Below are 22,896 nucleotides of genomic sequence, written 5' to 3'. Positions count from 1 at the left end.
AGCAAGAGGTACTTTCAGTTTCTCAGGGAAAATCCTGAATCTGCTCAATTCTTGGCTCTCGGAAGAAATGTAAGATTTGTGCTTTACAATAAGGTATACGAGATATATGAGTAGAGAAATCCGAGAGTTTCTCCTAAACCAGAAACGCTAAAATAGGTTTTTGGGGAATTCTCATCATTACTAAATAAGGGGATGCCTGAATTTACTATACCCTCAGATTTGGTTCGTGACCTAAAATGAATATTACCATAGTGTTTTTTGTTGCCTTTTTCATAATTCATACTGCATTGCATTATTACATATTCATCAGAGGCTGGCAGGCCATCCCCAAGCGGTTATATATTGGATGGATCTATTCTAGTATATTTTTCATATTCTATATCTCCTCACTATTGGGGTTCCTATTACAAAGGTTCACTTACTCTCCATTGATTAGCCTTTTTTCATGGATCGGTCACCTATGGCATGGCGCAGTACTCTATCTCTTCATTTCGATCATATTGATTGATCTTCTTCGTTTGCTTCTTAAACTATTTCGTTTTTATCCAAAAGTACCCAAAGAATCTTATCAAAGGATAAAGCAGATACTTCTTATAACAGTTACTTCGATAATTATTATAGTATTAGTAATAGGCTATAGAAATGCTGCGAATATAAAGGTCACAGGATTACATATAAATGTACATAAAAAAGCGGGACAATTGAGATCACTGAATGTTCTGATGGTCTCTGATATACATATCAATTCGATTTTTACTAAGGCCAAGCTTGAAAACATTGTGAATAAAATAAACTCCCTGCATCCTGATATTGTGTTATTTGTTGGGGATATTGTTGATAATGTTATTGAACCTTTCAAGCAAAGGGGTATGGGACAAATTCTTTTAAAGATAGAATCAAAATATGGTATTTTTGCTGTTTTAGGAAATCATGAATTTTTTGGGGATGTGGATGAAACCATTAATCATCTAAGTAAATTTAGGATTCGATTTTTAAGGGATAGGGTAATCAAAATTGACAATAGCTTTTTCCTGATAGGTAGGGAGGATTTAAGCAGTGAAAGATTTTTACTTAGAAAAAGAAAATCCCTAAAATATTTAACAGCTAATATTGATAAAAGTCTTCCCATCATCCTAATGGATCATCAGCCATTCGATTTACAAGAAGCATATGATAATCAAATCGATCTGCAATTATCAGGACATACGCATAATGGGCAAATGTTTCCTCTGACTCAAATAGTGAAGATGATCTTTGAGGTTAGCTGGGGGTATATACAGAAGGGCGGTGTACACTATTATATAACCTCAGGAGTAGGAACAGCAGGTGCCCCTTACAGAATATCTACAATCTCTGAAATTGTAAATATTAAGATAGATTTTGATTGAAGTATTGCCAAATGTGGAAGTGGGGTGTTGTGAACATTTAGTTTTAGCTATCCTCATCTATGGAAATAACGAAGAAAGGCCGGTCCTGAACATTGAATATGATAACTCTGAGGGGGGAAGGATTATTTACTATTTAAAGGTCAAACCATTCCTTCAGGTGTTCTCTGATCTCACTGTTACTCATAATCTTTTCCTTAAGCGTAAACATACCTATACGCAATGAGATGTTGACATCATTATTCCACGGCCACCATGCAGCGAAGAGTATTAGTTTATCAGCCTCTGTGGAAGCGAATACCTTTTGTCCTGGTTGTATTCCATTAATTGAATTGATCAATTTTTTAATAATTTTTGAGGGTTTAACTATCGAATCGGATTCCCAATATTTATCAAACTCTAAAGATACTGTAGTCAATATTACATCCTTATCCTTTTTATCAAAAATAATTATTGGCGTATTAAATCTTTCATCCATCTCCCATTCATAGGAAGAGGGTATATTTCGCGTTATCTGATAACAGATATTTCTAAATTTCTCTAATACTATTAAATTCATAATATGACTATATCATATTATTTATATTTGTCAAGATAATCCTATAAGTACAATATTGGTAAACTAATACTTAAAGAATGGAAAAATCCTAATTCATTGATATATTTACCAATGTATTTATAATTATTTGAGTATTTTTCGCCTCCTGAAAACAAAATAACACTAATGAGATATTGTGATTGTATAATCTACAATTTCATTCGCCTACATATCTATCATTTTTCCATCTGCCCGTCTTTACCCTTCCATCAGGGTAATACATAGTCCCCTTGCCATGAATCATATTATCCTTACATTCTCCTATATACTTTCCCCCCCTTGGCCATGTCCATGTCCCATAACCATTGATTCTGCCTTTCTTGAATTCACCTATAAACTTTGAGCCAGCCCATACTGATTTTTCTCCCCAGGTAAAGGTGCCTTGTCCTTCCATTAGGCCATTTACAAATTGACCTATATAGGTGCTACCATCGGGGTAACGAAAGGTGCCCTGACCATTGATGCAGTCACCATCGATACAACCTAAAGCATCGTCATCAATAATTTTTTTTCTCACCTTTTCGGTCTTTTCGGTATCCCCAATATTTTTATTTTGGATTGTAGTAGTTTTGCATTGTAATACAAATATAATTAGAGCGCAAGCTAGCAGTACGAGTGTGTTTTTTTTTGTCAATATTCCCTTCATCTATTTGTTCCCTCCAGGATGTTAATATTTTAGAATAGTGTCTTCAGTACTTAAATATGATTGCTTAGTTAAATTTGTCTAGCACATAATCAGTTATAAGTACATTGTAAATCAAAATTATAATTATTCGATTTTTAAGTGTGAATTCAATGAGACTTGGAATACATTTTAGCAATCATTACACCGGATATTAATCCACATAAATGTGCTTCCCATGAAATAAAAGAACGGCTAGGGAAAATGCCCCAGATTGCGCCACCATACAAAAAAAAGGTAATCAATGATATTATAATAGTTTTAAAATTTCTGTTAAATATTCCAACTGAAAAGAGATATCCCATTATGCCATATATCACACCACTTGAGCCAACATGCACAGTCCCGCCTCGACCAATTAGCCATGTGCCAAGCCCTCCCCAGATAATGATATGCACTATAATTAAAATAGTGCGGTTTCTTTCAAGGCTTATTAGAATAATACCCAGAATATATAGGCTTAAGCTGTTTGCAATAAGATGAAATGGATAAGAGTGAATGAATGGTGAAAAGATGACACCCTTTAGCCCGGATATATTTCTTGGTATAATGCCATAATTATTAATTGGTAAAAAGAGACTCGCTAGGGTTATTAACCATAACAGAGCTAAGACATAAATCATTATGACAAAAGGGGATGTTCTATTTGTAGTATTAGATGTATTCAACTTCTATAAACCAGATTTATTACGCAAGATAATAGGCTCCCACACTAAAGTAAATTATTCTATCCTATTACTCACTGCAAAGGACTCAGAGATTCGTTATTTGCTATTCAAGTTCTCTCCAATCTGAATCATTTAAAACAAATTTTTATAATATTCATAATGTTTCTTCACATAAACTGACAGAAAATAAATCTATAGATAAGAAACCTATATGTCATAATTATTATATTTTTACTTTATCCATTTAAGAGTTTATAGTTTAATGATATTCATTTATCAAAATAAGTCAATTCTTATATCATGATGTAGCTTTATTCATTTAAATAATATATTCAAATAATTATTCTAAATTATATCGCTCTAAACACACACTCTTGGATTGTTTTTTGTTCAATACAGTGATATGTGTTCATAAGAATAACTCTTTGCTCCTGAATAGGTTTATCATTATTTATTAAAACAATTCTTGACTTTTTTAGGCTATAATGAAAAAATGTATATACACTAAATATTTACATAATTATTATTTGATTCATAATTTTCTAGATATAGATCAAGAATAGCGAGGAGATAATACAATAATTAACGTTAATCCGCTGACTTTATTATACTGCATCAGAATTTACAATAATCCAGGGATCCTTTTTTTTGGAATTAAAAATTGAAATGTAGTAAAATAGATAAAGATGGTTTATGCTATTATCACATATTACTTATAGAAATGGCAAGGCGTTAAGAATTGCTAATTTATGAGTACCATGTGTTGTTGATTGTGTGTTTTTTATAATTACAGTATCTTTATTTATATTAATAAATATTAGATGAAGTGTTTTTACATAATTCTTAGAATACTTGCTTTCTTAATGATAGAAAGTTAGAAGATAAGCGTATCCCTGATACATGCCTTTTGCATTAGTATAAAAGGTGGAAATTTTTGGGAAGGAAAGATGTAGTTTAATGAGGTGTTTTTATGTCAGTTAATATTTATGTTGGTAATCTGGCATACTCAATGACAGAGGAGTCTCTGCAAGAGTTGTTTGAGCAGCATGGAGAAGTTTCATCTGTTAAGATTATCACAGATAGGGAAACAGGCAGATCAAAAGGATTTGGATTTGTAGAAATGTCTGAAAATGCTGATGCCGAAAATGCAATTCAGCAACTGAACGATACCGAAGTACAGGGTAGAAATATCAGAGTAAACGTAGCAAGGCCACGAAACTCTTAGGTTTTTTATCCCATCCTTTGTATAGTTGAATCCCTTAATCGTTAGTGCTTATACCTAAGTGTAGATACAATAGAATATATTGAGTTAACTATTGTTAATTGATGATTCTGTTTCATTAGTGAAATAGAATTTAAATTATGATGAGATGGTTATTCAATGTATTAAATTCTTCAAATTTTGAACCATCAATTATTAATGCTGGATGGTAAATATAGGTTTAAGCTCAGCAGGACGAATGATTCCTTTTAACATAGGGAAGGGAATGCTTCTGTAACAATCTGTTATAAAAGTATTAAAATACCTGAGTAAGTAGATTTTTTCAAGATTACTCAATACCGATATTATTTATATAACGATAAGAAGTGGTAGCAGGCAGATTATAAGATTGGAGTAATCTAACCGTATAAGTGTATCTTGAATTCAATAAGTGAATTGAATGAAGTAACGCTAAATTAAGGGTTAAGAGTGATTTCTCAACAAATAATTGATTCGCCTATAATAGCAATAATCGGGCTTGGATATGTCGGCCTTCCTTTGGCAGTTGAATTTAGTAAAAAGCATAAGACAACAGGTTTTGATATCGATCATGGAAGGATTGAAGAGCTAAGAAAGGGCTTTGATAGAACCCTTGAGGTTAATGAAGAGGAGTTAGGTAGTGCTAAAGGCCTTGCTTTTACAACAAATCTAAGGGACATAGAGGATTGTAATTACTATATTGTAACAGTTCCCACACCTATAGATAAACACAAAAGGCCAAATTTACAGCCCCTATTGGAGGCAAGTAGGATAGTTGGTAAGGTTATTAAAAAGGGTGACCTCGTGATTTATGAGTCTACTGTTTATCCAGGGTGCACTGAAGAGGAATGTGTTCCTGTAATAGAAAAGGAATCTGGATTGATCTTCAATAGTGACTTTTTTTGCGGTTATAGTCCAGAGAGATTGAATCCAGGAGACAGAAATCATACAGTAACCAAGATAGTAAAGGTGACATCGGGCTCTACATCAGAGGTGGCTGAAAAGGTAGATATTTTGTACAGGGGTATTATTGAAGCTGGAACCTATAGAGCCTCATCCATTAGAGTAGCGGAGGCAGCTAAGGTCATTGAGAATGCACAAAGGGATATTAACATTGCCTTTGTTAATGAACTGGCAATAATTTTTAATAAATTAGGTATTAATACCAAGGATGTGCTTGAAGCGGCCATGACTAAATGGAATTTTCTACCCTTTAAGCCAGGACTCGTTGGAGGGCACTGCATAGGAGTTGATCCATACTATCTTACGCACAAAGCGGAAGAGTTGGGTTATAACCCAGAGATCATATTAGCTGGTAGAAGAATAAATGATAATATGGGTATATATGTTGCCAATCAGGTAATAAAATTGATGATACAAAAAGGACAGAAAATTGAGGGGGCTTATGTGCTTGTAATGGGTATCACCTTTAAAGAAAACTGTCCGGATATTAGAAACTCAAAGGTAATAGATGTAATTGATGAGTTAAAGGAATATTGTTGTAATGTCGATGTATTCGATCCATGGGCGGATAAGATGGCGGTTAGGGAAGAGTATCATTTGGATTTATTGGATTGCAGCTCATCACTTGAGGATAAGCACTATGATGCGATAGTTTTAGCTGTTGCTCATGATGAATTCAAAAAAATGGATATCAGCAGCCTCAAAAATAATAACTGTGTAGTCTATGACATAAAGAATGTATTATCAAATTATGATGATAAAGATGGATTATATAATACTTTATAAATAGTAACATATCTGCTGTGATTTCATATATATCTGAAGGTGGTAGGTTATCAAAAAATTAAGAGGAGGTGTGTGAGCAACCCTCTCAGGGATTTTCTGCTATTCTTTTAGATAACTGAAAAATGAAGTCCAGATATTGTTATAATTTGTGATGCATCAATTAAATAGTATCAACCAAATTCAAGCGTTAAAATATATAATAGATTCCATTCAAAAGGCAGACGAGAATAAAGGTGATTGTCATGATTAACTGACCCGATGTATACTCAAGTACCTCCTTCTTTACATTGTACTGAATATCATATGTAATTATTGATTCAAATTTAATTAGTAATCTATAAAAATGTCTACCCACCCACATCCCGAAAAAAGGAGCGGCATATCCTCCGAAGAGTACTGCTGGTATTGTGAAGAGTATAATCTCAACAGGGATTGGTTGATTCAATATTATGTGAACCACAACAGTTACTATTGAGGTAACTGCCATTATAAAACTTCCATTAGCAATGCCGATCTCCGGTTTTAGAATTAATATCAGTATAAATGATGTTAGACCGCCAATTCCGATGCTTGTCCATGCTGACAATAGACCTCCAACTATACCCACAAAAAAGAAAATCCAGCTTAATTTGCCAGGCCAGTGTGTATTTATTGGAATATTCTTTACAATAAAGAGTTTATAAATAATAATGCATGACATTAGAAGATTGATTATACCGAAAGCCCTATATACTAGTTCTTCACTGATAATAAAATATTTTCCAATAATAATACCAAGGATGGCTCCAAATATATTAAATAGATTTTCCTTAATTAGTATTTTTACCCCACTTCTCCACCACGAGAGGCTACCTGAAAGCATACCAAAGGCCTGAGTAACATGAATTGCAATTACAATACCGAATAGAGTGTAAGTCTGTTCAGCAAAATATGAATCTGTAATATCAATTCTATGCAACCACCTTACAAAAATAAATGAGAATATGGGTAGAAAAATAATACCCCCACCAGCAGCTGTTGAATTCGCAATTAATGAAGCAATAATTGATATTACTATCAAAATAATTGGAATAGGCGATTTCAAGAGTATAAAAGTATTCCCATTAGTAAATAATAATAAAGCCACAATCCAGATACCAAAGAGTATAATAAAGATTTTTTTCTGATTAAAAATGTTATTCCAGAATCCTAATCCAATATCAAATCCAACTGTATTATTCTTATCCCAGGCAAAGGTTCTGCCTGAAAATTTTTCAGGCACAAATATTTTTTTTAAAACCACCCCAAATAATATTACATTTCCAATAAAAGAAAAAATAATAATTCCACAAAGAAATACAACAATAGAAAATATTAACAACTTTCCTTCTGGTCTTATTACTGCCCATGCAGCAACAAACTGAGCTAATAGAACTACATACAACAGATTTGCTATCTGCATTCTTTTTATTTTTGTTAGAGTATAGACACCTAAAGGGGCGCCGAATATGACCACAGGGATGCATACTTTTAGCAAATTCAATTCTGTAACACCAATATCATTATATAATAATATTCTTAATATAAAGCCATAGATGGAGGTAACCGTCATAATTATTATGCTTGTTGGAGTAGCAACCTTCTCTGAAAGGTTGTATCTCATTGTTACATAAGAAAATGTAAAAATGTCAATACCGCTGCCCAATATTGAAGTTAATATTCCGCCAATGAGAGCCATAAAAATTAAAACTGATTTTTTATATCTATTTAGATCAGGAAGGCTGTTGTTTACATGACGTTTTTTAATATGATTTATATAAAAAAGAACAAAAGCAAAGCTAAGCCAGAAGGAGAAGAAGAGCATTTTTATATAGTCAGGGGAGCTAAAATCTCTAAAGAGAAGGGTGCCAAGTGTAATCCCGATGGCGCCTCCAATGGTTGACAATAATAAATAGTATCTATCTATGCTGATCCTCTTTTTGTATATATAAAAGGATGCTAGGGTCATTCCTACGCTTTGTATAATTAGACTAAAATTTCTAATAAGATCAGGGGGGATATGATATAAAAGAGACATAACCGGAAACGCAAAAGCGCCTCCACTTTCGGGGCTGGCTCCAGCAGTAAATGATCCTCCCAACATTACTAATGACATCTGCCAGTGATTTATAAATAAATGCCACTGGCCGGTGTAAAACATATAGCATAACCAAATGGAGAGAATAAAAAAAATCTGGAACATATAATTAACCAGCTAGGATATGTTTTTTATTTTTTGATTGAATTATAATAGTTTCTGTTTATTATAATACGAAATTATACTTTTTTAAACTTTTTTATGTTGTTATATTCAGAAATATAATCATTAGGTCTGAGTATGTTCCCATGTAATATAATAACAATTGTGAAATTGATATTTAATCCCTAATTGACCTGTTATGGCGCAGATTCTTAAGATGAAGTTAGAAAAAATTAATAAGATTGACAGTTGTATATATGAGATTTCTAAAGATTATAAATCGGGGATGCGCGTGCCAGCTAGAATTTATGCAACAGAGAGGCTTTTAGAGAATATGGATGATGCGGTAGTAGATCAGGTAACGAATGTGGCAATGCTGCCGGGGATTGTCAAATATGCAATCTGTCTTCCTGATGGACACTCAGGATATGGGTTTCCAATAGGAGGTGTGGCAGCGATAGACCCTGTGGATGGTGTTATTTCTCCCGGAGGAATCGGATTTGATATTAATTGCGGCATTCGTCTGGTTGCGACTTCGCTAACGTTAGAAGAAATTCGACCAAAAATAAAAAGGCTTGTGGACAGGCTTTTTTCGCAAATACCCTCAGGTGTAGGAGCAAAGGGTGTGTTAAATCTATCCAACAGTAAATTTGACCAGGCGATGATAAAGGGTGCGAATTGGGCTGTGGAGAATGGATATGGACAGAGGGAGGATATTGAGTATATTGAGGACAGGGGATGCATAAGGGGAGCGAATCCGGCGTCAGTTTCAAATAAGGCTCGCGAGAGGGGTAGAAGCCAGATCGGCACATTAGGCTCAGGGAATCACTTTTTGGAGATACAAATAGCTAAAAGGGAAAACCTCTTTGATGAGGAAGTTGCAAGGGAGTTTGGGATCTTTTTGGATGATCAGGTCTTAATAATGATACACTGCGGAAGCAGGGCCTTTGGACATCAGATTGCGTCGGATTATCTGCTGAGATTTGTTCCTGTAGCTGAGAGGCTCTACGGATTGACCATGCCAGATAGGGAGCTTGCATGCGCACCATTTAATTCTCAAGATGGGAGGGCCTATTTTGAAGCGATGAACTGCGCTATTAATATTGCCTACTTGAATAGAGAATTGATATTGCATCGGATTCGGGAGGTGTTTGCTGATGTGTTTCAGAAAAGCCCGGATGACCTTGGAATAAGACTGGTATATGATGTATGTCATAATACAGCAAAGCTCGAGAAACATATAGTAGACGGAAAAGAAAGGGATCTCTTAGTTCACAGAAAAGGCGCTACTAGGGCATTTGCGTCAAAGCGGAAGGAACTTCCTAAGCGATACCTTAACCACGGACAGCCAGTCATAATCGGCGGAAGCATGGAGTCAGGTTCATATCTTTTAGTGGGAATTCCTGATGCTGAGAAGACCTTCTTTACTACAGCTCATGGGAGTGGAAGGATTATGTCAAGAAGACAAGCGAAGAAAAGGTTTTTTGGAAAGGATCTCCAGCGAATGCTTGAAGTGAAGGATATATACGTTCAAACAGCCTCGTTATCTGGTCTTGCTGAGGAGGCAGGCGCCGCGTATAAAAATATTGATGAGGTTGTTGAGGCAACGAGACTTGCAGGATTAAGTAGGCCTGTAGCTAAATTAATCCCAATTGGAAACATAAAGGGATAGATACCAAGAACAAAATGGATAGTGGATAATATTTGATTGTGATCATATATATCCATTTGAGTTTAAATCAACATGTGTTTTGAAATAGTCGATGATTATTCTTTGGCAGATGTTGCCTTCCGCGCCTATGGAAAAGAACTGAGTGAGTTATTTAAAAATAGCGCATTTGCCATAATTGCTATAATAGTTCAGAATGTTGAACAAATATCTAGAGAAATAGTAAAGTGCATTGATCTTGAAAATGCTGATATTACACTTTTGTTCTATGAATACCTTCAAGAGTTTTTATTTTATAAAGACTCTTCATCACTTCTTCTAATTGCCGATTCCGTACATATTTGCGAAACTACTGATGGTTACAAGCTAAACTGCATCACTTATGGAGAGAGGATCAAAAGAGATAAGCATATCTTTAATGTTGATGTGAAGGCTGTTACTATGCACAAGTTACTTATTGAGCAAAGAAGGGATATATGGACTGCAACTGTAGTTCTGGATGTTTAGTCCATAGGCCTATTGAGGATTTTTTAATATCAATTATCGATGTAATCAAGGAAAAGAGAGTGTCAGAAAATATTGAAATCTTTGGGGGAAAGAGGGCCCTGTCCCTTATAAGGGATAAGGGGCTTAAACCCGAAATGGTGGAAGTAGTAGCCGGTGCGGCTGGGGGTCCAAAGGGATTACTCCTCAAAGGATTGGATCGCTTTTTGTTTTTCTCATGGTTTAAAAGCAGAAAAGAGCCATTATTTCTTATTGGTTCATCTATAGGCGCCTGGCGTTTTGCCGCCGTTGCTTCAAGCGTTTCTGGAGGTGTGTACGATTCCTTTATTGATGCATACGTGAACCAGAGCTATTCATCAAAACCAACACCTAAAGAGGTATATAAAACAGCTATAGATATTATGAATAGTTTTATGAATAATGGTAGTAAAAGCGATATCTTATCTCACGCCTGCTTTAGGATAAGCATGTTGTCTGCTATATGCAGATGGCCAGTAGCAAGTGATAACACCAAGGTTTTGAGTTTAGGCCTTTTGGGGGCCATTGTGTTAAACTATATTAAAAGGAGGAATTTGCGATTTTTTTTCAAAAGGGCTCTGTTTTATGATCCAAGAGATCTGCCTCCTTTTTTTGAAATGGATGAATTTCCAATTGAGAGGATAGCGCTTAACGAAGATATGTTGCGGCATGCAATACTCGCCTCGGGATCAATCCCCCTGGCAATGCCAGGAGTGAAGGGCGTTCCTGGAATGCCTAAAGGGATGTATAGGGATGGAAGTATGATAGATTACCATCTGGATATACCATTTCTGAAAGACAGCGACAAGATAGCCCTTTTCCCTCATTTTATGAATCGTATTGTTCCTGGATGGTTTGATAAGAGAATAAAAAGGCGCAAGCCAAATTCATCAAACATGGATAATGTTGTTGTCATCGCTCCATCTAAGGATTTCATTGAACGCTTGCCATATAAGAGAATACCAGACAGAAAAGATTTTATCCGCTTTAGGGGTTGCGACAGAGAGCGTATATCATTCTGGAGCAAAGCAATAGACGAAAGCCAACGGATGGGAGATGAGTTTGGTGGTATGGTGGAATCGGGCAGGATTAAGGATAGGATTAAGCCCCTTTTTGAATAGTTGAAATATTAGATATTCAGAATATCCTTGGCATTTTTATGGATAATATTTTCTCTGTCCTCTATGTCCTTAACACATGTGTTAATTGAATTTAGATATCTCTTAAATTTGATTAAGGGGTAATCGCTACCGAACAGAATTTTTTTTGAGCCCACGATTCTTATTACTATATCATATATTTCGTCGCTATAGAGAAATGGAGAGGCCGCTGTATCATAATATACATTCTTAAATGCCTCCTGAACCTCAGGCATCAGTTCGTATAGGAAGAGCCCTCCTCCCCAGTGAGCGAGAATTATAGTTAAATCCGGAAAATCGAGTAGTATGGAATATAATATTTTCAGGCTTGGCTCATATTTGCCCATATATTCGTGTCCAACTGGCTCATTAACATGAAGACAGACTGGAAGGAAATATCTTTGTGCTGAATCAAAAATTTGTCTTAGAATATTATTGTTTCTCTGATTCATGCCCTCCTTGTAGAAGGCAATCTCTCCTATGCCAAAGAGTCCACTCTCCTTTATCCCTTTCACATATCGATCAATGTCAATTCCATTTCGTATTGGAACAGAGCCAAAGGGAATAATCCTTCCCTTGGATAAATCGTACACATCATTAAAGTATTCATTCTGTTCATCACAGTGTTTCTCCTCATACCAAGGGAACCCCATGGCAACCGCAAAATCTATACCTGAGTCATTCATTGAATCAAGCATCATATTGTGATTGATCATCCTTGCCTTTTCCCCAGAATATAAAAAATAATAATTTTTATCCCCAAAATATTTTTCTCGACTCTCAATAACGTCATTCTTAAATATATGTGTGTGAAAATCTACTACCATTTTTACTCTCCATATTCAAGCAACAAAGACTCCAAGTAATGTCCAATCCATAAATTTATATCTTTTTTTATATCTCTTACAATAAAGCATAACACAAATGTATATATTAAAAAATAACCCGCTAAAATCCTTCAATCTTTAGCGGGATATTATTGCATATCTGTATGCCCTTATTCATCCTCAACAAGAATATATAAGGGTGAGCTTTGGCCTTCACTAAGAATTATGATTTTGGTTTTGGTTTTTCAGGAACAATTTTATCCCCATGGCATCCAATACATGCGCTCTTTTCAACATGTGGCAATACCTCATGTAGGGATTTAACATCATGACATCTTTCGCAAATTCTTATGTCTTTACTGGCCTTGTTTTTCATGTCATGACAAATATCACACCCCTTAAGGGAAATTCCATGATGAGCCTTCTTAATGCTGACAACCTTCTGTCCATCTACAGTGCCTTCAAGATGACAGTTCTTACAGCTATCCGTTGTGGGAGTAATTTTTGAAGGTTTATAGGATGGCACTTTTTGGCTATAATCGCTTACACCTGGTGTGTCATGGCAAGATGTACATTCTTTATTTAACGCGGCCTCTGTATTATGGTGAGGGCTCTTCTTGTGACACTGTATACAATTTTTTTCCAATGATACTCCAACACTTCCAGCCTTGGTTGAAATATTGTGACATGCATTACACTTCCCAGAAATAGCATTTTTTGTGCCGTGATGAGCATCAGCAAGAGAATCTCCATGACAATCCTCGCATAAGGGTCTATTAAGATTTACAAATTGTAAATCCTTGAAACCAATTTTTTGAGGAACAACATTCATTAGTTTTACAGCAACGATGCTTCCGGCAAATGTAAAAATCAGCGCTATGGAACCAAATAATAGATAAAACCTCCTCTTCCCATGCCTTTTAATATCGCTTATTGTTGGCATATTTTATCTCCTTTTAATTTTTGTCAAAAATATATATGGGTTACATATTAGCAAGTACTTTTTTAATTACAAATAAATAGTTATAGCTCAAATACATAAAAGAAGTGCAATAATTAAATAAATTATAGCATAATTATTATATTTATCTAAAAAACAATAATTTCGATTATTGATATGGAGCCCGGCAGAATCATATGTTTTATCATTGATATTGCATGTTCATAATGAGAGTTTATCAAGCTTTTTAATGAAGTTCTCAATATGTTCAGGCAAGGGAGTCTCAAAGCTCAACCTCTCATTATTTTCCGGATTGGTGAATTCTAGGTAGGTTGATGCAAGCAAGAGGAATGGGACCTTATGGGATTGCCATTTCTTTGAATATATGGGATCCCCAACAACTGGCGTGCCGTTTGATGATAGATGAACCCTTATTTGATGTGTCCTTCCTGTATGGGGAAATATATCCATAAAGGAATAGATGCCATTTCCTGTATTCCATATCCTTTTTAAATAATATTCTGTTACTGAATCTTTGCCATCAGGCATAATGGTCATCTTATGACGATACTTTGGGTGTCTCCCAATTGGCTTGTCTATTATTTCATGGTCGCTTTTGGGTTTTTCAACAACAATTGCTGAGTATCTTTTTATTACCCTTCTATGTGAAAATTCCTCTACAATGAATCTATGTGATTGGTCATTTTTAGCTATAATCATCAGCCCACAGGTGTCTTTATCGAGTCTGTGCACAATCCCCGGACGAAGGATTCCGCCGATAGAGGAGAGATCATTAAAATGATATAGAAGGGCATTAACGAGGGTCTTGTTCCAATGTCCTGGCCCAGGATGCACTACAATGCCCGAGGGCTTGTTTATGACCGCAATCGAATTGTCTTCATAAATAATATCTAAAGGAGTATTCTCACGCTCCAATTTTAGCTTCTGGGGAGTTGGAAGCTCAATGCGAATTATATCATTGGTTTTCACTTTATAGTTTTGTTTGATCTCCTTCCCATTGGCAGTAATGTTATTATCCCTAATAAGCCTTTGGATATGGTTTCTTGATGTATCTATCTCAAGGGATTGTGATAGAAATCTGTCTATTCTCTCAAGGTAGCATTCTTCTGGAACCGTTAATTCAATTATTTCATTTGGCATAGAATGAGCCTTCCCTTCTCATCTATCATATTGTTTAATGCTCTTCTCAGTTAATTCTATAGATAGTATAGGCTAATTCTATGTCAAATTCAATTTGATTTATACATTAGGTGAGTCTTCACAATCTTTAAATATCAGATGCTATTTATGTTTTACTATCAGTTGACATAGTATAATAACAGGCAGGATCAGAGGCAAACCAGTCTCCTGTTAGTTGAAATGCACGAGCTCGACAACCACCACATATTGAGTTGTAACGGCACTCCCCACAGGCGCCCTTAAGATTTGTGGGATCATGGATTTTTTGAAAAAATTGATCGGATATTACCTCCAACCATATCTCCTTAATGGACTTTTCCCTGATGTTCCCAACATGAAGATCTGTAAAGAGACAGGCTATAACATTGCCTTCAGCGTCAACATTCAGATATTTCCCCAGACCGCATATCTTTAAAGCCTGAACATTATGTTGAACTAGAATACGTGAATATATTGGATCGTAAACATGGAAGTATAGGCCTGTCTTTTTACTTACTTCATCTGCTTGATGAAAGAAAGCATGCAGATATTTTTCATATTCATCTTTAGTCAATGCATAGTCATTATAAATGTGTTTCCCATGACCTAAAGGACGCAAACTCATCCAGCATCCCTCTGCACCGATGCTGGCAGCAAAATCCAGGACATCAAAGGTCTCCTTTGCGTTTTGTTTTGTAAGGGTGCAGGTAATACCTTGTAGGATGCCAAACTCATGACAAATATCAATCGCTTCCTTTGTTTTATCAAAAACGCCATTACATTGACTCAACTGATCACATGCATTAGGGGTCATTGCGTCTAAAGCGATATTTACATTCACATTCATTGTTGCCATATCTACAGCCTGTTTCCTATTAATGGTTGTTCCCTTTGTTATTATGCTGCATGGTAGGCCGATCATATGAGCATATTCAAACAATTCAAAGATATCATCTCTTAACAGCGGTTCTCCACCAACTATTACAAAGTATTTTGAAAATTCTGCCACCTGAAGAATCAACTCCCTAGCTTCGCTAGTGGAGAGCTCATTCGATTTTTTGGTATTGCTGTTGTTGCAACAATAGACACAGTCTAAATCGCATTCATTTGTAGCGAACTAGATTAATTCCGGGCAGGGTTTAATATCCAACATTTACAATACCTAATCTATAGGATTCAGCGATTAATCATGATTGTGTCTGCAAGGCTGTTGTTAGCGCTGTTGAATGAATTTTGCCTGCAAAATGAACAGGGCTTTTCCCGTAGATTGGATCCCAACCTGAGGGATCAGCCGAGCAGAAGAATTGGAGTTCCAAACCTATTCGTGATTTTGCATCCTCAATTCTATCACCAACAACCCTCTCTGCCGCAGACCAGGTCGCTCCGCAAGGAGCACCTCGAATAACTTGTATATCTGATATTCTATTGTTGCGTACAGTAACAGAAAAAACTGGCGCTCCAAATTTTACTCCATATTCTCCAAGGCAGACCTGCCTTGAGAGGCCGCATCAGGTAGGAGGGGTTATGACGCCATCAATCACTGATCTCTTCCCTGAGGCGATTACAGGGATATCCTTCTCCCTGCACAAAAGGGCAAGATCAAGAGAGATATCCGGATGTTTGAGAAAATCGATAACAAGATCAGCCTGTATTAAAGAGGGTAGGTAACTCCTTGCATTCTCAATTAATGATGGCAAGGGGGAATCAATGGAAATAATTTCTATAGAAATAAGGCCTTTCCCATATTTTTTTATGCCTTGGATTTTTTTTTCTCCGCTATTATTTTGTTGAAAAACAGCAATTTTTTGTGTGCCTGACATATTTACACTCTTCTTCCCCGATTAGTTTAATTTTAAATGATTCTATATAGTATGTATTCTCGCTGATTTAGTTAATTGAGATTTTAATACAGTCACAAGACTAATTTATCCACTTAATTATCCTCCCCTTGCTTATACGCTTAAATGAATAATAATACACTATATAAATGTTTTTAACGGTCATAATAGCATAATTATGACCGCTATCTCATTTGGTCAATAACTTTCCTTGGGTTAATTTCTCTTTGACCTTTTTACAGTATTACATGATGAGATGTACATTTGTGACTTGACACATGGCATGATTTTTGAAATTTTTATTATTGTAATTCAAAACTACTCATGTTGAAAGGGATTGGGATATCCTACTTTCTGCTACAAGCTGCGGGTATGATACCCTTCTCAATTCCTGATCCCATATTGAGTAGATAAATAATAGGCTTATTTTTATCACATAATGCAAAGGGGGAAAAATGGGACTTTTAGATGGTAAAGTAGCAATAATAACAGGTGGTGGTCGTGGTGTAGGGAGAGCTGAGGCCATGGTCATGGCGAAAGAGGGAGCAAAGGTTGTTGTCAATGACTTGGGTGGTACTGTAAGCGGTACGGGCAGCGATGCTGCTGTGGCTAATCAGACGGTAAAGGAAATCAGGGAAGCGGGTGGCGTAGCAGAGTCAAATTTTGCAGATGTTTCTACGTTAGACGGCGCGGATTCTCTCATGTGGACTGCCTTGTCAAAGTTTGGCAGGTTGGATATATTGGTCAATAACGCTGGCATTTTAAGGGATCGAACTGTTGTGAATATGACAGAGGAAGATTGGGACATGGTGTTGAAGGTTCATGCCAAGCATACGTTCCTCTGTACCAGGGCTGTAGCGAGAATAATGAAAGCGCAGGGAAGCGGAGGTGTTATAATAAATACTACCTCAGTGTCTGGCCTTATCGGCAATTTCGGTCAGATCAATTATGGCACAGCTAAAGCCGGAATTTATGCATTTACAAAGATTGCCGCAATGGAGCTGGCAAAGTATGGCATACGGGTCAATTGTGTAAGCCCCAGCGGATATACAAGAATGGTTTCAAATCTGCCTGGAATGAAGGATATGAACGAAAATATTATTTCAGTTGAACCGACAGCCCAGTTGGCGCTATTTTTTGCATCAGATCTGTCTAAGGATTTAACCGGAAGGGTTATGGGCAGCAGGGGTGGTATACATGGCACCTCAGTACGCGAGTTTAAGATGACAATGTCAGAGGGTTATCAGAAAGAGGGTGGTGTTGCTATGGCCAAAGATATTGCTGATAACATCAATGAAATCCTCTTTAAGGAGGCAGACCTGACAATGGGGTGATGACCATTAGCCTGACTCAATAATGACAGTATTATGAGGTCTAAGAAGGTGTGTTTTTTCCATTGTTGTATTTCAGAATATGCTTTCAATTTTCGTGAATAACAGAACCAACTCCAGCATGAATCAATGGATAACGCTATGATAATTTGCCTATGCATATTTCGTTCAAGTTATGTAAGGAGAATATCCGCCATGAAAGGGGTTATGAGCAAGGCCTCTTCCTCTTATACCATTTAATCATGGCGTTATCCCAAGGTTTCAATCCTCATATTATTTCTGGACATTCATAATTATATCAGTCATCTACTCGAAACCAAACCAGGTAACGTTGTTTTCGATAGGTTCCCTCTCGCTTTGCAGATTATTTGCTGGATGTTCCAGGTCTGGATACCCAATGGCAATGCAAATATGCAATTTTTTCGATTCAGGAATGCCTAAAGCCTTTCTTACAACATCTGGAAACATTATGCCTTGTCCGTTTATACAGGTTCCAAGACCATAATCTAAAGCAGTCAAGCAGATGGTCTGAATAAGGCCACCGATGTCAGAACTGGCCGTTCTTGTCTCCAAGCACTCATCAGCTGTAAGAATTATTAATGCAGGAGCATCAAAGACACCGAAGCCCTTCATCGTCCATTCCATTCTCTTTTGTTTATCATCCCTGGCTATTCCCAATAACCTATACAATTCAATGCCGAGGGACTTCTGACGTTCTTTATAAACCCCTTCATATGGTTTCATTTCGCCGAAATCAGAGATAGGCATTTTGCCACTGCTCAGCATCTCAATGTTGCTCTTGCGTATCTCTTCCAATGGCTCACCAGCCACTATTAGCACCTCCCATGGTTGAATGTTCATCGCTGAGGGCGCGCGAACTGATATCTCCATTATCTCGGATAAAACTTTCTTAGATACAGGATCAGGCTTAAAACCTCTAATGCTCTTTCTAATCTTAATTGCCTCTTTTAACTCCATAAATACCTCCAACTGTGTTTATAAACTTGTTACATATCTTTAAATAACTCCTTATATGAATCCCTCAATTTAATAACATCTGTCATTATTAAATTAGAATCATCTCCGTTTTTTATCTCAATCCTATCATCCTTCAACACCTCCCCAACTTGCTTGACAGGCAAATCCCTAAATATCCTCTCAAATTCTATTATTTTTGATCGATTGACTGTGACAAGAAACCTGCCCTGGGATTCTGAGTACAGAAGCGTATCGATTCTGAGGTGTTTTTTTGCCGGGATTCTTGAAAGGTCTAAAGTGAATCCACGCATTCCTGCAATGGCTGATTTTGAGATAGCAACACCAATCCCCCCTCGCTCGATGCTGATGCTGGAAGCTAATAGCTCTCGTTCAGTTGCAGTCTCAAAGGCTTTATACAGGTCCATGTTCTTTGTTGAATCAACTTTGGGGATATTATCTCCAATATACCCTCTTCCTGAAGTCTTTTCCCCTATATAAGCAAGGTATTCGCTTCCACCTATTTCATCTTCAGTTTTGCCCAGTATATAGATTTGATCTCCTTCAAACTTGAAGTCAATGGTCTGACATCTATTCACATTCTCTACTATGCCAATGGAGGAGATAAGAAGCGTTGGTGGTATAGAAATGAATACCTCTTCATAGTTTTCATCATATCCCCTGAAATCATTAAACATGCTGTCTTTTCCGGAAATATAGGGGGTACCGTAAGCCACAGCAAAATCATAACAGGCTCTAGCAGCATCCTTTAACTCAGCTAATCTTGTCGGATTCTCAGAATCACACCAGCAAAAGTTGTCGAGCAAAGCGATTCTCTTCAATGTTCCTCCCACTGAAATGGCGTTCCTAATAGCAGTATCAATAGAACATGCTGCCATCCAATAAGTATCAATGTCGCCATAGGATGGATAGAGCCCCTGTGATATTACCACTCCCTTGAGGGAATCCAGTTGTGGCTTTATTACAGTTGCATTGCTGTTCGCTCTACCCCTTCCCTGGAGGGGTTTTATTACTGAACCAGCCTGGACCTCATGATCATATTGTGAGGAGATAAACTCAAAGGAGGATGTGTTTAATCTGCTAATCATATCACAAAATACTTTTGTTAGATTATCAGGTTTAGGGAAGGGAGGATAGGGATTTGACTTTTTATTATAATTAGTCTTTAGTATTTTTTGCGGCAGCCCTTCATGTAAAAATTGCATATCCAGATCAAAGATTTTCCTGCCATTAAAGGCAACCACTCCCCTGCCTGTATTATTAAATCGTCCGATAACCGCAGTCTCCACCCCTCTTCTCTCCATTAGACCAATAAATTCTTCAAGTTTTTCTGGTGGAACTGCTAATGTCATCCTTTCTTGAGATTCGCTCACCCAAATCTGCCATGGGGCAAGACCAGAGTATTTAAGCGGCACCTTATTGAGGTTAACCTCAAATCCTCCCGACTCTCTACCCATCTCTGCAACTGAGCAGGATAATCCACCAGCTCCATTATCTGTTATTGAATTATATAAACGCTTATCCATCGCCTCCTTTGTAATGGCATCTGAAAACTTTTTCTGCGTAATAGGATCTCCTATTTGAACCGCTGTAGCAGGGCTGCCATGGGTGAGGGCCTCAGAAGAGAAGGTTGCTCCATGAATTCCATCGCGTCCAACCCTGCCGCCTATAACGACTATATTATCGCCGTCTCTGGCGCATTTATGAACAGAAGATTTTCCGTTTATATATCGAGGAATGAGTCCAATTGTCCCAACAAAAACCAATGGCTTGCCCCTGTATCTCTCATCAAAATATATAAAACCCTGAGGAGTAGGAATCCCTGAACAGTTCCCACCTACATTTACTCCATGGATTACACCCTCCATTATTCTCCTCGGGGGGAGTAACTTTGAGTTCTCATCTTTATCCCTGTATAAGGATCTATTGTCAAAGGGGGAAGCGAAGCAGAATCCGAATCTATTGGCTATTGGTTTTGCGCCGAGCCCAAATCCAATAGTATCCCTGTTCACTCCAACAATGCCTGTTATGGCACCGCCGAATGGATCAAGAGCGCTTGGGCTATTATGGGTTTCTACTTTATCGGAGATTACATAATTTTCGTCAAATTTTATCCCGCCAGAATTATCTTCAAATACTGAAACGCAAAAATCATCCCCCCTATCACTAATAATCCTCTCTGTAGCCTGTTTAATATACCTCTTAAATATGCCTTCATCAATATCATCCAGCCTTGAGGCGAATATTCTATGCTTGCAGTGCTCGCTCCAGGTTTGAGCAATGGATTCAAGCTCAATATCTGTGGGATTTCTGCATTCCTTATACTTGAAGTAATCCCTGATTGCTTTAAGCGATAGCATATCCAGTGCAAGTGTGCCCCTTCTTTTCCCATCTTCATCGGCTATGCCTTCCTTGCCCAATATCATTAGATCATCATCTGACATTTCCATATCGACCTCAATGGACTCCGATCGCTCTCTCATCCTTACAACAGGTAATTCCAATCCCATTCCATCGTTTTTGAGATAATCATCATGAGATAATAAATGCATTCTGTGAATCAGTGGATTGTGCAATTCCAGACCAATGCTGTAGGCCTCCTCTCTGCTTATATTTCCGCTGAAGAAATATGTTTTTGATGTGAAAATCGACTTCTGAGGTTCAAATTTTTTCTTCAGAAGATCTTCGATTGTTTCTCTTGCTGTATTGGATATATTATCTGTAACTCCCGGCAAAAATCCTATCTCAACTGCATAATCAAATGAATCTGGGTAGTGGGGTATGTTTATTTTATAGTCCTGTGTAACGGGCTGTATTATAGACTTGGCAATCCTAAGTATATCTTCATTGGATAAATCTGCATTGATGAGATAATTGTCAGTGATGAATATTCTATTTAGGTGAAATCCTAATCGGTTAATTTTTTTCAGAAGGATATCTTCTCGTGAATCGGGTATTATATAAAAAACCTCTATTCTGATTTTTGAACATCCCATTCTCTACTCCAAATTATCGTTATCTCAGGCTTTTCAATTGCTTTGTATAATGTTTCAATGATTATAACTTTGGATAATGGGTATGCGAACTGCAATCTATTTTTTAGATAATTGTATATTTTATATCGGAATCAAAAAATTCATTTGATTCTTCACAATATAATGGCTATTGAAATCGGGTTACACATCCCATAGTTTTGTATATAAAAATTCGTATAAATTTTTATGTTGTAATAATTCCTGAATATATTAAGAGTTCAGGTCTATAAAGCGATTTGAAAAAAAGTGCTTGTGTGAATATAATAATGTTGTATTTTTATCGCAATATAACCACCTTAATTCTTGGTGAAGATGGTTTGTCACACCAATTATGTGAATTGGTCAATATTTTTATCAAGATATTTCGTCAATGCTATTTATTTAAGGCTATAGATAATCCCGCCATTGCTTATTAGCATGTCAAAGTAGCGTTTTAGCTTGCCTCGTCGTGAACCTGTCTATCAAAAGTGATTTTCTGATTAAGAAGGCGATTTAATTTATAAGATAACCAGATGTCAAATAAGGTTATGTAAATGTAAATTAATTCTTAAAAAGTGAAGGTAGAGTTTAATCAACTTTATTGGCAAAGGGTGGTGGAAGTATCCACATATGCCAAGTCTCAATAATGTCCTTAAAGCAGTGTTACACCTAAAGGAGAGGTATGAATAGACTGTTATCCTGTATATCCATCATAATTAGACTTAATAAATAATTGGAATTATACAACAAAAGCTAAATATAGAAGGCTATGGTTTTGTGAATAACCAATTATGTAGTTTAATTCTTGGTGTTAGTTAGAGGATGTTGGACATTTTAAGTGTTTTTTTAGGGTGGTCGCCCCATTTCATCTTCACACTTTTAAGAAATAACAAAATAAGAT

General features: G+C 36.6%; 18 protein-coding genes and 1 pseudogene. 7 read left to right on the top strand and 12 right to left on the bottom strand.

All coding sequences use genetic code 11. The features are described from left to right. Nucleotides 1-236: 236 nt before the first annotated feature. A complete protein-coding gene (locus SVZ03_13085; protein ID MDY6935141.1) occupies nucleotides 237-1,388 on the top strand; it encodes a metallophosphoesterase in 1,152 nt (383 codons plus the stop codon). Nucleotides 1,389-1,521: 133 nt separating this feature from the next. On the opposite strand, the gene SVZ03_13080 is transcribed toward SVZ03_13085, so the two are convergent. From SVZ03_13080 to SVZ03_13070, 3 genes are all read right to left on the bottom strand, one after another. Further along, nucleotides 1,522-1,944: a hypothetical protein gene (locus SVZ03_13080; protein MDY6935140.1), complete on the bottom strand. Its 423-nt coding sequence runs from the start codon at nucleotides 1,942-1,944 to the stop codon at nucleotides 1,522-1,524. Between the two features lie 196 nt (nucleotides 1,945-2,140). After that, the gene (locus SVZ03_13075; GenBank protein ID MDY6935139.1) at nucleotides 2,141-2,629 is read right to left on the bottom strand and encodes a hypothetical protein; all 489 of its coding nucleotides are present in this window, start codon (nucleotides 2,627-2,629) and stop codon (nucleotides 2,141-2,143) included. A gap of 146 nt (nucleotides 2,630-2,775) precedes the next feature. Then, nucleotides 2,776-3,333, bottom strand: coding sequence for a rhomboid family intramembrane serine protease (locus SVZ03_13070; protein ID MDY6935138.1), 558 nt, complete (start codon nucleotides 3,331-3,333; stop codon nucleotides 2,776-2,778). Nucleotides 3,334-4,303: 970 nt separating this feature from the next. Between SVZ03_13070 and SVZ03_13065 the strand changes: the two genes are divergently transcribed. Continuing rightward, complete coding sequence (locus SVZ03_13065) at nucleotides 4,304-4,558, top strand: RNA-binding protein (protein ID MDY6935137.1); 255 nt, start codon at nucleotides 4,304-4,306, stop codon at nucleotides 4,556-4,558. A 465-nt stretch (nucleotides 4,559-5,023) separates the two neighbouring features. Next, on the top strand, nucleotides 5,024-6,322 hold the full coding sequence (tviB, locus tag SVZ03_13060; protein ID MDY6935136.1) for a Vi polysaccharide biosynthesis UDP-N-acetylglucosamine C-6 dehydrogenase TviB: 1,299 nt from the start codon (nucleotides 5,024-5,026) through the stop codon (nucleotides 6,320-6,322). A gap of 187 nt (nucleotides 6,323-6,509) precedes the next feature. Here the strand turns inward: tviB and SVZ03_13055 are convergent, their stop codons facing one another. Then, nucleotides 6,510-8,543 carry a sulfite exporter TauE/SafE family protein gene (locus tag SVZ03_13055; protein ID MDY6935135.1) on the bottom strand — a complete coding sequence of 678 codons (2,034 nt, stop codon included), beginning with the start codon at nucleotides 8,541-8,543 and terminating at the stop codon, nucleotides 6,510-6,512. Nucleotides 8,544-8,757: 214 nt separating this feature from the next. On the opposite strand from SVZ03_13055, the gene SVZ03_13050 reads away from it, so the two are divergent. The 3 genes from SVZ03_13050 (at nucleotide 8,758) to SVZ03_13040 (ending at nucleotide 11,852) form a co-directional block, all read left to right on the top strand. After that, nucleotides 8,758-10,212 (top strand): RtcB family protein, encoded by a 1,455-nt coding sequence (locus tag SVZ03_13050; GenBank protein ID MDY6935134.1) that lies wholly within the window; start codon nucleotides 8,758-8,760, stop codon nucleotides 10,210-10,212. 72 nt (nucleotides 10,213-10,284) lie between these two features. Beyond that, nucleotides 10,285-10,716 (top strand): archease, encoded by a 432-nt coding sequence (locus SVZ03_13045; GenBank protein ID MDY6935133.1) that lies wholly within the window; start codon nucleotides 10,285-10,287, stop codon nucleotides 10,714-10,716. Continuing rightward, complete coding sequence (locus tag SVZ03_13040; GenBank protein ID MDY6935132.1) at nucleotides 10,686-11,852, top strand: patatin-like phospholipase family protein; 1,167 nt, start codon at nucleotides 10,686-10,688, stop codon at nucleotides 11,850-11,852. Before SVZ03_13045 ends, SVZ03_13040 begins: the two co-directional genes overlap by 31 nt. An 8-nt stretch (nucleotides 11,853-11,860) precedes the next feature. Here SVZ03_13040 and SVZ03_13035 read toward each other — a convergent pair whose 3' ends face one another. The 6 genes and pseudogenes from SVZ03_13035 to dfsP all read right to left on the bottom strand — a co-directional run bounded on the left by SVZ03_13035 (nucleotide 11,861) and on the right by dfsP (nucleotide 16,636). Then, complete coding sequence (locus SVZ03_13035; GenBank protein MDY6935131.1) at nucleotides 11,861-12,697, bottom strand: amidohydrolase family protein; 837 nt, start codon at nucleotides 12,695-12,697, stop codon at nucleotides 11,861-11,863. A gap of 223 nt (nucleotides 12,698-12,920) precedes the next feature. Then, nucleotides 12,921-13,640 (bottom strand): hypothetical protein, encoded by a 720-nt coding sequence (locus SVZ03_13030; GenBank protein MDY6935130.1) that lies wholly within the window; start codon nucleotides 13,638-13,640, stop codon nucleotides 12,921-12,923. Nucleotides 13,641-13,859: 219 nt separating this feature from the next. After that, the gene (locus tag SVZ03_13025; protein MDY6935129.1) at nucleotides 13,860-14,798 is read right to left on the bottom strand and encodes an RluA family pseudouridine synthase; all 939 of its coding nucleotides are present in this window, start codon (nucleotides 14,796-14,798) and stop codon (nucleotides 13,860-13,862) included. Between the two features lie 145 nt (nucleotides 14,799-14,943). Beyond that, the gene (locus SVZ03_13020) at nucleotides 14,944-15,441 is read right to left on the bottom strand and encodes an SPASM domain-containing protein (GenBank protein ID MDY6935128.1); all 498 of its coding nucleotides are present in this window, start codon (nucleotides 15,439-15,441) and stop codon (nucleotides 14,944-14,946) included. A gap of 78 nt (nucleotides 15,442-15,519) precedes the next feature. Beyond that, nucleotides 15,520-15,915 (bottom strand): annotated as a pseudogene (locus SVZ03_13015) (radical SAM protein). Nucleotides 15,916-16,003: 88 nt separating this feature from the next. After that, nucleotides 16,004-16,636 (bottom strand): DUF166 family (seleno)protein DfsP, encoded by a 633-nt coding sequence (gene dfsP, locus SVZ03_13010; protein ID MDY6935127.1) that lies wholly within the window; start codon nucleotides 16,634-16,636, stop codon nucleotides 16,004-16,006. 473 nt (nucleotides 16,637-17,109) lie between these two features. Between dfsP and SVZ03_13005 the strand changes: the two genes are divergently transcribed. Next, nucleotides 17,110-17,988: an SDR family oxidoreductase gene (locus SVZ03_13005; protein MDY6935126.1), complete on the top strand. Its 879-nt coding sequence runs from the start codon at nucleotides 17,110-17,112 to the stop codon at nucleotides 17,986-17,988. 303 nt (nucleotides 17,989-18,291) lie between these two features. Here SVZ03_13005 and SVZ03_13000 read toward each other — a convergent pair whose 3' ends face one another. After that, entirely contained in the window at nucleotides 18,292-18,963 is a 672-nt protein-coding gene (locus SVZ03_13000) for a nitroreductase (protein ID MDY6935125.1), read from the bottom strand. 29 nt (nucleotides 18,964-18,992) lie between these two features. Continuing rightward, a complete protein-coding gene (locus tag SVZ03_12995; GenBank protein MDY6935124.1) occupies nucleotides 18,993-21,977 on the bottom strand; it encodes an AIR synthase-related protein in 2,985 nt (994 codons plus the stop codon). Nucleotides 21,978-22,896 lie beyond the last annotated feature (919 nt).

Source organism: Spirochaetota bacterium (assembly GCA_034190085.1).
GTDB lineage: Bacteria > Spirochaetota > UBA4802 > UBA4802 > JAFGDQ01 > JAXHTS01.
This window is presented reverse-complemented; position numbering and strand designations above follow the sequence as displayed.

What these genes read in the sequence shown, in the direction of transcription:
- SVZ03_13045 (MDY6935133.1), top strand. Translation starts at nt 10,285, where the DNA reads ATGTGTTTTGAAATAGTCGATGATTATTCTTTGGCAGATGTTGCCTTC.
- SVZ03_13040 (MDY6935132.1), top strand. Translation starts at nt 10,686, where the DNA reads ATGGACTGCAACTGTAGTTCTGGATGTTTAGTCCATAGGCCTATTGAG.
- SVZ03_13080 (MDY6935140.1), bottom strand. Translation starts at nt 1,944, where the DNA reads ATGAATTTAATAGTATTAGAGAAATTTAGAAATATCTGTTATCAGATA.
- SVZ03_13055 (MDY6935135.1), bottom strand. Translation starts at nt 8,543, where the DNA reads ATGTTCCAGATTTTTTTTATTCTCTCCATTTGGTTATGCTATATGTTT.
- SVZ03_13085 (MDY6935141.1), top strand. Translation starts at nt 237, where the DNA reads ATGAATATTACCATAGTGTTTTTTGTTGCCTTTTTCATAATTCATACT.
- SVZ03_13030 (MDY6935130.1), bottom strand. Translation starts at nt 13,640, where the DNA reads ATGCCAACAATAAGCGATATTAAAAGGCATGGGAAGAGGAGGTTTTAT.
- SVZ03_13065 (MDY6935137.1), top strand. Translation starts at nt 4,304, where the DNA reads ATGTCAGTTAATATTTATGTTGGTAATCTGGCATACTCAATGACAGAG.
- SVZ03_13020 (MDY6935128.1), bottom strand. Translation starts at nt 15,441, where the DNA reads ATGAGTTTGCGTCCTTTAGGTCATGGGAAACACATTTATAATGACTAT.
- SVZ03_13075 (MDY6935139.1), bottom strand. Translation starts at nt 2,629, where the DNA reads ATGAAGGGAATATTGACAAAAAAAAACACACTCGTACTGCTAGCTTGC.
- SVZ03_13005 (MDY6935126.1), top strand. Translation starts at nt 17,110, where the DNA reads ATGGGACTTTTAGATGGTAAAGTAGCAATAATAACAGGTGGTGGTCGT.
- SVZ03_12995 (MDY6935124.1), bottom strand. Translation starts at nt 21,977, where the DNA reads ATGGGATGTTCAAAAATCAGAATAGAGGTTTTTTATATAATACCCGAT.
- SVZ03_13025 (MDY6935129.1), bottom strand. Translation starts at nt 14,798, where the DNA reads ATGCCAAATGAAATAATTGAATTAACGGTTCCAGAAGAATGCTACCTT.
- SVZ03_13035 (MDY6935131.1), bottom strand. Translation starts at nt 12,697, where the DNA reads ATGGTAGTAGATTTTCACACACATATATTTAAGAATGACGTTATTGAG.
- SVZ03_13050 (MDY6935134.1), top strand. Translation starts at nt 8,758, where the DNA reads ATGAAGTTAGAAAAAATTAATAAGATTGACAGTTGTATATATGAGATT.
- SVZ03_13000 (MDY6935125.1), bottom strand. Translation starts at nt 18,963, where the DNA reads ATGGAGTTAAAAGAGGCAATTAAGATTAGAAAGAGCATTAGAGGTTTT.